At 65.4% G+C, this 10,971-nt stretch carries 4 protein-coding genes; all 4 read right to left on the reverse strand.

Annotation, left to right across the window (positions count from 1 at the left end):
• Positions 1–7,937: non-ribosomal peptide synthetase (locus tag CHB96_RS28780; protein WP_141136599.1), on the reverse strand; the 7,937-nt coding region annotated here is incomplete at its 3' end.
• A gap of 491 nt (positions 7,938–8,428) precedes the next feature.
• On the reverse strand, positions 8,429–8,881 hold the full coding sequence (locus CHB96_RS28785) for a PPOX class F420-dependent oxidoreductase (protein WP_089252830.1): 453 nt from the start codon (positions 8,879–8,881) through the stop codon (positions 8,429–8,431).
• Positions 8,882–8,890: 9 nt separating this feature from the next.
• A complete protein-coding gene (locus tag CHB96_RS28790; protein ID WP_089252832.1) occupies positions 8,891–9,508 on the reverse strand; it encodes a TetR/AcrR family transcriptional regulator in 618 nt (205 codons plus the stop codon).
• The gene (locus CHB96_RS28795) at positions 9,505–10,953 is read right to left on the reverse strand and encodes an amidohydrolase (RefSeq protein ID WP_089252834.1); all 1,449 of its coding nucleotides are present in this window, start codon (positions 10,951–10,953) and stop codon (positions 9,505–9,507) included. The genes CHB96_RS28790 and CHB96_RS28795 overlap by 4 nt, the downstream gene beginning before the upstream one ends.
• Positions 10,954–10,971: the final 18 nt, after the last annotated feature.

The following is a 10,971-nucleotide window of genomic DNA, read 5'->3' on the forward strand; positions in this document are numbered from 1 at the left end:
GCCACCGCGACCGCACGCTCAGGACCCGCACCCACCGAAATCAAATACCGCGCAAGACGATTCACCCGCGCATCGAACTCGGCAAACGACAGAGACGACCCCTCGAACACCACAGCAACCGCATCAGGACGCTCCACCACCTGCGCATCGAACGCATCCAACACCGTCGCACCCGACTCGAGCACGTGAGCAGTGTTGTTCCAGGACTTGAGGATCAGGCCACGTTCGACGGCGTCGTACAGTTCGATGTCGCCGACCCGCACCGCGGAATCGGTGATGACGGCGTCGAGCACGTACAAGAAACGATCGGCGAACAACGACACCGTCGATTCGTCGAAAAGATCCGTCGCGTAGGTGAACTCGGCGGACAGTCCGTCGGCCTGACCGCTGGACGTGAGGCGTTCGGTCAGTGTCAGCTGCAGATCGAACTTGGCCACGGCCGCGTCGAGATCGACGCTGTCGATACTGAGGGCAGGCAGATCCAGATGCGTCGGACCGAGGTTCTCGAACGACAGCATGACCTGGAACAGTGGGTGCCGCGCCGTGGAACGCGACGGGTTGAGCACCTCGACGAGACGCTCGAACGGAATGTCCGAGTGCGCGAACGCGCCCAGCGCAGCTTCGCGAGCGTGCGCGAGCAGGTCGTTGAACGAGGAGTGCCCGTCGACCTCGGTCCGCAGCACCAGAGTATTGACGAACATGCCGACGACGTCGTCGAGCGCCTGCTCGCCTCGTCCGGCCACCGGGGTACCGACGGCGATGTCCTCGGTCGCGGACATACGCGAGAGCAGAACTGCCAGAGCGGCATGGACGACCATGAACAGCGACGCGTTGCGCTCGCGTCCGACGTCGAGAAGACCCCGGTGTACGCGCGGCTCGATCTCGAATTCGACGGTGCCGCCGCCGAAGGACTGCCGCGCCGGCCGCGGACGGTCGGTGGGCAGGTCCAACTGATCGGGCAGACCCGCGAGGGTTGTCGTCCAGTAATCCACCTGCTCGGAGATCAACGACGTCGGGTCGTCCTCGGAACCGAGCGTGGCTCGCTGCCACAGCGTGTAGTCGGCGTACTGCACCGGCAGGGGCGCCCACGCGGGCGATTCCCACTCGGTCCGCGCCGCATAGGCGACCATGACGTCGCGCGCCAGCGGTCCCATCGACCACCCGTCGGCGGAGATGTGGTGCACGACCATGGTGAGGACGTGTTCGGTGGGGCTGATCTCGAACAGTCGAGCCCGCAGCGGAACATCGGCCGTCACGTCGAATCCGGTCGACGCCAACTGCCGTATCGCCCTTTGCAATTCGGCGACGGTGGTGTCGATCGGCATCAGGTTCGGCACGATCTGAGCTGCGTCCAGCACCACCTGGTGCGGGCCGTCGGCCGAGTCGGGGAACAACGTGCGCAGCGACTCGTGCCGGTCGATGACGTCGAGGATGGCGACCTGCAACGCAGGAACATCCAGCACACCGCTCAGACGCAGTGCGATCGGCAGGTTGTACGTGGCCGACTCGGTGTCGAAGCGGTTGAGGAACCACATGCGCTGCTGCGCCAACGACAGCGGAATACGATCCGGCCGCACTCCACGAGCGAGTGCGACGCGTGCGCCGCGGCCCGCCTCCTGCTCGACCCGCACCGCCAGCTGTGCGACGGTCGGCGACTCGAAGATCGAGCGCACCGGAACCTGAGCGTCGAGAGCGGCGCCGAGCCTCGCGACGACCTGGGTCGCAACGAGGGAGTTGCCACCGAGCTCGAAGAAATCGTCGTCGAGGCCGACGACGGGTGCACCGAGCACGTCGGAGAAGACCGTCGCGACGGCCTCCTCGATCGGTGTCGTCGGAGCGCGGAACTGCCGGAAGCTGATTCCGACCTCCGGCTCCGGGAGCGCACGTCGGTCGAGCTTGCCGATCGGGGTGAGCGGCACCTCGTCGAGCACCATGACGACCGACGGAACCATGTAGCTCGGCAGCATCCGCGCCACGTGCTCGATCAGTTCGGTCTTGTCGATCTCCCCCGCACCGTGCACGTAGGACACCAGAGCCGTTTGGCCCGACTGCAATTCGTGGCCGAGAGTCGCCGCGAACGAGACCGAGGGGAACGATTCGAGGGCCGCGTCGATCTCGCCGAGTTCGATGCGGAATCCGCGTACCTTGACCTGGAAGTCCGATCGACCGACGTACTCGATCGCGAAGTCCTTGGTCCAGCGTACGACGTCACCGGTTCGGTACATCCGAGTGCCCGGATCGCCATGAGGATCGGCGACGAAGCGCTCCGACGTCAGACCCGTGCGCTTGTAGTACCCGCGGGCGACGGCATCGCCGGACAGATAGAGCTCACCTGCGACACCGACAGGGACCGGCTGCAGTCGCGTGTCGAGAATCAGTGCGGACACGCCGGGGACGGGCCCACCGACCGTGATCGGCTCTCCGTCGAACAGCTCACCGCGCGTCGAGACGATGGTGGTCTCGGTCGGTCCGTACGCGTTGAAGAACCGTCGACCGTGGGACCACCTCGCCACCAGATCCTGAGCCGACGCTTCACCACCGACGGACAACAGTTCGAGGCTGTCCAGACCGGATGGATCCATCGAACCGAGAACTGCCGGTGTGATGATCGCGTGCGTGACGCCGGTGTCGGCGAACAACCGGTGCAATTCCGGGCCACCGATGATCGACGGCGGAGCGACGATCAACGTGGCTCCAGCCGATGCCGTCAGCGCCCATTCGAGCACCGACGGGTCGAAGCTCGGCGAAATGACGTGCAGGAAGCGCGATTCCGGCGTGACGCGGTAGAGCTCACGTGAGGAGTCGACGAGTCCGGACAGGCCCCGATGCGTGACTGCCACACCCTTGGGCAGACCGGTGGAGCCGGACGTGTAGATCACGTAGGCGGGGTGGTCGAGATCGAGCGGCGCGATCCGCTCTTCGTCGGTGACCGCGCCTGCACCGGACTGCTCGAGCGCTCGCTCGAACGCCGGGTCGTCGATGGCCCACCAATCGCAGGTGTCCGGCAGTTCGTGGACGCGGTCCGACGACGTGATGCCTACGGCAGCACCGGAATCCGACAGCATGTGGCGGACGCGGTCCACCGGATACTCCGGATCGACCGGAACCCAGGCGGCACCGGTCTTCGCGACGGCCCACATCGACACGACCATCTCCACCGAACGCGGAAACGCCAGAGCCACAATGGTTTCGGCACCGATGCCACGACCGATCAAGTAGCGCGCGTAGCGGTCGGTGATGTCGTCGAGCTCACGGTAGGTCAGGTCGTCACCGGACGCGTGCACTGCGACACCGTCCGGATTGGCGGCGACGCCCGCCTCGAGGAAGCCGGGCAGCGTGCGATACGACTGCACCGGGCCGCCGTCGACGCTCGTCAAGGACACGAGCTCGTCAGGGCGCAGGATGTCCATTGCACCGACGGGCACGGACGCGTCGGCGACGATGGCGTCGAGAATCCGCAGGAAACGGTCGGCGAAGCCCTCGATGGTGGACGCGTCGAACAAGTCGGTCGCGTACTCGAAGACCGCTTCGATGCGATCGGGCCGACCGGACTGGTCGTGGTGCTCGGTCAACCACAGCTGGAGATCGAACTTCGCGATCGGAACGTCCAGTTCCGACGCGGACGCGCGAAGTCCGGCGAAGCCGATGTCGTTCTGGCGTGCGGCGTCGAGCGACAGCGCCACCTGGAACAACGGGTGGCGCGCGCGAGAGCGTGCCGGGTTGAGCACCTCGACGAGACGCTCGAACGGGATGTCTGCGTGCGCGAATGCCGACAGGTTGGTGTTGCGGACCTGGTCGAGCAGTTCGTCGAACGACGCGTTCGGTTCGACGCGTGCGCGCAGCACCAGCGTGTTGACGAACATTCCGATGATGTCGTCGAGCTTCTCGTGCGCCCTACCGGCGATCGGGGCACCGATCGCGATGTCGGTCGTGCCGCTCAACCTCGACAGCAACACTGCGTACGCGGCCTGGACGACCATGAACAGCGACGCCTGATGCGCCCTCGCGACGTCGCTGAGTCCACGATGGATGCGGGCGTCGACGACGAATCGGCTCTTCGCTCCTGCGTTGGTGGCCACTGCGGGGCGTGGGCGGTCCGACGGAAGATCGAGCTGGTCGGGCAGTTCGTCGAGGGTGCGAACCCAGAACTCGATCTGTTGCGCGGACAGCGATGCGACGTCGCTCTCCGAGCCCAGCATCGCGCGCTGCCACAGGGCGTAGTCGGCGTACTGGATCGGCAGCGGATCCCACCCGGGCACACGGCCGTTGGTCCGTGCCTCGTAAGCGACCATGATGTCGCGCGCCAGCGGCGAGAACGACGAACCGTCGGCTGCGATGTGGTGCAGGACCATCGCGAGCACGAACTTGTCGTCGGAGAGTTGGAACAGCTCGATACGGAAGGGAACTTCGATGGAGACGTCGAAGCTCTGCCGCGCGAGATCGATCAACTTCGACGTCAGTGCCGACTCGTCGACTCGGGTGGCGCTCAGTCCTGTGAACGCGTCCTCGGTCCGCAGAATCACCTGCTGCGGCGCGTCGTCGACGAGCGGGTAGACCGTCCGCAGTGTCTCGTGCCGTGACACCACGTCCGCGAATGCTGTCGACAGCGCCTTCTCGTCGACCCGGCCGACCAACTGGACCATGAACGGCAGGTTGTACGCCGCGGTGTCCGGGTCGAACCTGTTGAGGAACCACATCCGTTGCTGCGCAAGCGACAACGGCACCAGATCCGGCCGAGGTCCTGCGATCAGTTCGGGCCCGGAGGTGCCCTGTTCCATCGCCGACTCCGCGCGGGCAGCCAAGGCGCCGACCGTCGGAGCCTCGAACAGTTCACGCACACCGAGCCGGATACCGAGCGCGGTGCCGACGCGTGTGACGAGTTGTGTTGCGATGAGCGAGTTTCCGCCCAGTTCGAAGAAGTCCTCGTCGAGGCCTACCCGCGAAGCGCCGAGGACGTCCTCGAAAACCCCGGCCACGACGTACTCGACGTGACTTTGCGGTGCGCGGTATTCCTTCGCACTGGTGAAGACTGGCTCGGGAAGAGCCTTACGGTCCAGCTTGCCGCTCGTGTTGAGCGGCAACGACTCCAGAACCATGACGGATGCAGGAACCATGTACGACGGCAGCGCGTGCGACGCGAATTCCGTTGCCTCGCTGGGATCGACGCTGCGACCGGGAGCCGCGACGACGTAGGCGACGAGCTGGTCGCCGGTCGCGGTCGGCACCACGAGCGTGACCGCCTGCGAGATGTCGTCGTGTGCCAGCAGCACCGTCTCGATCTCGCCGAGCTCGATGCGCTGTCCGCGGAACTTGACCTGGAAATCGGTGCGGCCGATGTAGTCGATGTTGCCGTCCGCACGCCACTTCACGAGGTCGCCGGTGCGGTACATGCGAGCACCGTCGGTGGCGAACGGGTTCGCGACGAATCGATCCGAACTCAGGTCAGGCCGTCCGACGTAACCACGTGCGAGCTGGACACCGGCGAGATAGAGCTCACCCGGCTCGGCGATCGGCGCCGGACGCAGCGACGCGTCGAGCACGTAGGCCTTGACGTTCCACTCGGGTACACCGATCGGGACGGTACGCACGTCGGCGGGGCCACTCGGGTAGTAGGTCACCGATACGGCCGCCTCGGTGGGGCCGTACAGGTTGTGCAGGCCGGCATCGCTCAGTTCCCGGAAAGCGGCTGCGGTCTCGGCCGGCAAAGCCTCGCCGATGACGAAGACGTGGCGCAGCGATCCGCACGTGCCGATCGGCGCGTTCGCGACGAACACCGTGAGCATCGACGGCACGAAGTCCGTGATCGTCACACCGTGTTCGGCGATCTTGTCGGCGACGTAGATGGAGTCGCGATGTCCGTCGGGTGTCGCGAGGACCATCGTGGCACCCACCTGCAGCGGCAGGAAGAATCCCCACAGCGACACGTCGAACGTCGTTGCGGTCTTCTGCAGGTACACATCCGACGGTACGAGCGCGTACTCGGTGCGCATCCACTGCAGCTGATTGTCGATGGCCTCGTGAGTGACGGCGACGCCCTTGGGGCGACCTGTCGAACCAGAGGTGTAGATGACGTAGGCAGTGTTGTCGAGTCGAACGGGCCCGAGACGGTCTACATCGGAGACACGTGTGGCGTCGAGCGTGCCGTAGTCGAGAGTGTCGACCTCGAGCGCGTCGATCCCGGCGGGAAGCTCGACTCCGTCGTACGACGTGACGAGGACGCACAGCGGCCGCGCGGACTCCAGGATGTACGCGGTGCGTTCGGCGGGGTGGTCTGGGTCGATCGGGACCCAAGCTCCACCAGCCTCGACGATCGCGTACATCGCGACGACGAGGTCGAGTGACCGTCGAATCGACAGTCCCACAAGCGTTTCCGGTCCTACGCCCATGTCGACGAGCCGGCGGGCCAGGCCACTGACCCGCGCGCCGAGCTCCCCGTAGGTGAGCGACGACTGCTCGTAGACGAGCGCGGTTGCGTTCGGGTCGGCGTCGACGCGAGAATGGAAGTCGGACAACAGAGTTCGCTGCTCGACGGGGTGGTCGCTGTCGTTGAACGTCTCGACGACGAGGGCCTTCTCGGCGCCGGTGGTGACGTCGAGATCCCACACTCGACCCGTGCGTTCCGACGCGACGAAACGATCGAGGAACTCGACGAAGCGCTCGTGGTTACGCGCGGACTCGTCCGAAGAGTACAGATTGGGGTTCGACTCGAAGTCGATGTGCGTCGTCTGTCCCCCGACGCTCTGGTACAGGTTGAGGCCGAAGTCTTCGATCAGCCCCGTGGACAGGATGTTGATTCCGCCCACCATGGACCCGAGGCGCACCTCGGAGAAGAACAGCATGATGTTGACCCACGGCCCGAAGAACGACGCCTGTCCCGACGCACCTCCGGCGTCGCGCCGGATGTCCTCGTGGCGGTATCGCTGGTGACGCAGCGCACCGGACACCTCGGTGGTGACCTTGGTCAACAGCTGCTCGACGGTGGTGTCGCGGGCGACGGTGAGCCGCAGCGGAACGACGTTGGACACCATGCCGCCGGAGCGTCGGAGCACAGCGGTGGTTCTTGCCGTGACGGGCAGGCTCAGGACGACGTCCTCACGGCCGGTCATGTGCGCCAGGTAGCTCGCGAAGGCGGCGATCACGACGGTTGCCATCGTGGTGTCGGTTGCCGAGGTCAGCTCGTCGAAGCGAGCGACCGTGTCGTCGCCGAGCGCCGTGGTGTCGATCTGACTGATCGGCGCCGGAGCCGCGGTGCGGCCGGCGATGCTCGTCGCTTCCTCGATTCCGGCGATGCGCTCGGACCAGTACTGCCGATCGGTCTCGAACCGAGTCGATTCGCGGTACGCGGCATCGATCTCGTAGACCTTCTTCAGGTCCGAGGACTGGTTGGGCTTGGGCTCGATCTTCTCGACCTCGGCCGTGTAGAGCTCGGCCACCCGATTCATAAACGTCACGGCACCGAACCCGTCGAGTACGACGTGGTGCACGCGGTTGAACCAGAAGTATCGATCTCCGTCGAGGTGGAGAACGGTCGCCGCGATCAGACGATCTCGCAGGATGTCGATGGGCGCGCTGTAGTCGGCGCGCATCCAGTCGTGCGCTGCCTGCTCGGAATCCACCTCACCGCGTAGGTCGACGTACCCCAGCGGAGCATCGAGCGTCGGGTCGACGAACTGGCGAGGCTCGGTGTCCACCTCGACGATGCGGATGTAACCCGACTGCATCTCGAGGGCGGCCGCCGCGGACGAGCGACGGAGAAGGTCTAGGTCGAGATCACCGCGAAGTTCGACGTACTGGGCGATGTTCGCCGGTACGGATGGATCGACGTGCTGCGCGAACCACATTCCGAGCTGCGCCGGAGAAAGAGGGAACGCCGATTCGTGTGCCCCGAGCCCTTCGGATTCGCCATCAGCCGATCCTCCCAAACCTAGCGGGTTCAATCGAATCCTCTCTTCCCACTTTTCACACGCCCCCAGCGAGAAGTCGGACGCGCCGACAAGTCTCTGGGCACCGAACACATCGAACTCTCGAAACCACGAACACTTGAAACTACGAACTCTTGAAACTAACGGACATCGACTACTCAACTCGAACTGACACTCGAACCGATCGAAGTTACCCCTCGGTACATCTCCCGGCCAAGCCCTCACCGTTACACAAGTGAGCCTTTACCGTTACACAGCACCGAGGACACGGCTACAGCGGCCTGCGGACCGAGCCCACGTCGGGAGGGCACAGCGCGCGGCTTCCGATCGCGTCGGGCCAGCGGTTTGTGATACGTCACAAATTCGATGGTTCAGAATTCACATCCTTCGCTGAGCACCGGACCAATCTACAGGGAGCACTCCCCAGCCAGCCAAAACCGGCGGGCTCAGGGGTGGCACCGATCACCGTGTTCCCGGAGACGACGAAATCGAATCTCCAGCCGATATCAACCGGTGACATTCAGCGCGGCCGTGACCTTCGTCGGACGAATGCGAACGACGAGTTCTCCCGGCACACCGTTACGTGTGCCGAACTCCTCGGCCCGCTCCTGGCCCATGTAACGACCCCCGATGGCGGTCGCGGTGGCAATCAAGTCGGCTGGATCCTCGGACGTCTCCGCAACGCCTTGGATCTGCACGAATCCGTAGGGCGGCTCTTCGAGATCGACGGTCAACACGACGCGAGGATCTCGGGCGATCGCCTTGCCCTTCGCTGTGCCGCTGCCCGTGTTGAACACGACCCCGTCGTCTTCGAGCACGAACCAGACCGGGGCAACCAGTGGCCGACCGTCGGACGCGACCCACCCGAGCTTGCCGGTTCTGGTTCCCGAGCCGAGAAACGCGCGGACGTCCGAGGTCAGCGCAGTCGAGTTCGCCGGACCGTCGTTGGAAGATGCCATGGCGCGAGGCTACCGCGCAGCACCGACAATCCGCCTCGCGATCGTCAGGTAGACCTGGGTCAATTCGACGGCGGACTGAGGGCCGTCGGCGCGATACCAACCGGCGACACCCACACACATCGTCGTCACCGCTCGCGACGCGTCGGCCGGATGATCGGCGTCGAAGTCACCCGACTCGATACCGGCGAGCACGATGCCGTCGAGCATGCGCTGTTGTTCGTCTCGCAGATGCACGTAGCGCTCGCGGTTCTCCGGTTCGAGACTTCTGATCTCGGTCGATCCGATGAACGCTTGGTCGCTGCGATACATATGGAACAGCAGAAGAGATTCGACGACGGCATCGAATCGCGCCGCAGGCAGCGAGCCCGCCTCGGCGTCGGCCTGCCTCGACCGTTCGAGCAGCTCGGCCATCGCGGCGTTCATCAAGCCGACGAGCAATGCCTGCTTGGACGGGTAATGGTGATAGAGCCCCGGCACCGACAGACCTGCGCGGCCTGCGATCTCCCGAACCGACGTGCCGTGATAGCCCTGTTCGACGAACGCTGCCAGCGCTGCCGCCAACGGTGTGGAGAGCGACGACCCCTCGTAGATTCGCCAGCTGCCCGGCCCGCCCTCTGTATGGGTCACAGCGACGCTCCCTCGAACGTGACGGCACCGCCGCGCACGGTTGCGAGGATCGGAACGTCGCGAAGCCCACGATTGTCGAGAACCGACGGGTGCTCGGCCACCAGTACCAGATCCGCGGGCGCACCGATCTCGACCGACCGACGTCCACCGCATGCCGCCGCAAGCGCGACATCGAGAGGAAGGGCCTCGTGTGCCTGCCACGGTGCCCGCTCGTCGTCCGTACGCCACACCGCGTCGGCGACGGCGTCGAGCGGTGCAGGCGGACTGACGGGGGCGTCGGACCCGAAGAGAATCCGTCCGCCTGCTCGGTGCAACGACAGGTAGGGGTAGGCAATCGAGTCCCGGCCACTCCAGAGCTCGTCCGCGACGTCACGGTCGCTCATCGCATGCTGCGGCTGCACGGATGCCGTCACACCGTGCTCCACGAATCGTGCGACATCGGCGCGAGTCAACTGCTGAGCGTGCTCGATGCGGCCGCCGCACCCGACTACCGCGAACGCGTCGAGAGCAAGGGTGTTGGCGCGGTCTCCGATGGCGTGAATCGCAGGCATGATGCCGCCGCCTACCGCCCGACGCATGAGCTCGACGAGGTCCTCGGGTGTTTCGAGAAGCAGTCCCGTCGAGTCGCCGCCCGGATAAGGATCGTGACAGCACGCCGTTCGGGTGTTGAGGGAACCGTCGAACATGACTTTCAACGGGCCCAACGCGAGACCGTCGGCGACCGGGTCCCCTGTCCTCGCCCCGAGCGCCAGCTCCTGGTCGAGCCATTCGGGCCAGACGGCGAAATGCACGTCGACGGCCGGACGGACGACCTCGCATCGACGGGTCCAGACGGCCCGATTGTCGGTGTACTCGAAGTCGGTCACCGACGTGATGCCGCGCCGGGCCAATTCGGCGGTGGCAGCCATCGCGACACGGTCGCTGTCCTCGGCGTCGACCAATTGCTCGAGAGCGTTGAGCGCTTCCATGCAGTCGATGTCGCGCAGTACGCCCGTCGGATGGTCGATCTGCAGATCCGCGAGCAACGCCGGGCTCAGCCACAGCGTGTGCAGGTCCATGCTCGTGATCGCGGCACGACGGCCGGGCAACGCGTTCTGCAGTACGTCCTTGTGCGGCTCGTCGGGCCACAGTGCGTCGCGAAATCCCTGTGCTCGCAGGATCGATGTGCCGTGACGCTCGTTCGACCGGGCGAGGATGTCGACGAGATCGACCGCGGAATCGGCTCCGGAGACGTCGATGCGTGTCAGCGAGGCGGCCCACTGCGTCAGATGCAGGTGGCTGTCGACGAACGACGGGAGCAGCGCCACGCCGCGACCGTCGAGAACATCACCGTCGAGCGGACGCGTCGTCGCAGCAGACGCGGAGATCTCAGCGATGTGGCCGTCGACCGTCTGGACATCGACGGCCTGCCCGCCCGCCGCGAGGACGACATTTCTGATCAACACACCCGGACTCTAGAACAC

This window comes from Rhodococcoides kyotonense (genome assembly GCF_900188125.1).
In the GTDB taxonomy this organism is placed as follows: Bacteria; Actinomycetota; Actinomycetes; order Mycobacteriales; family Mycobacteriaceae; genus Rhodococcoides; species Rhodococcoides kyotonense.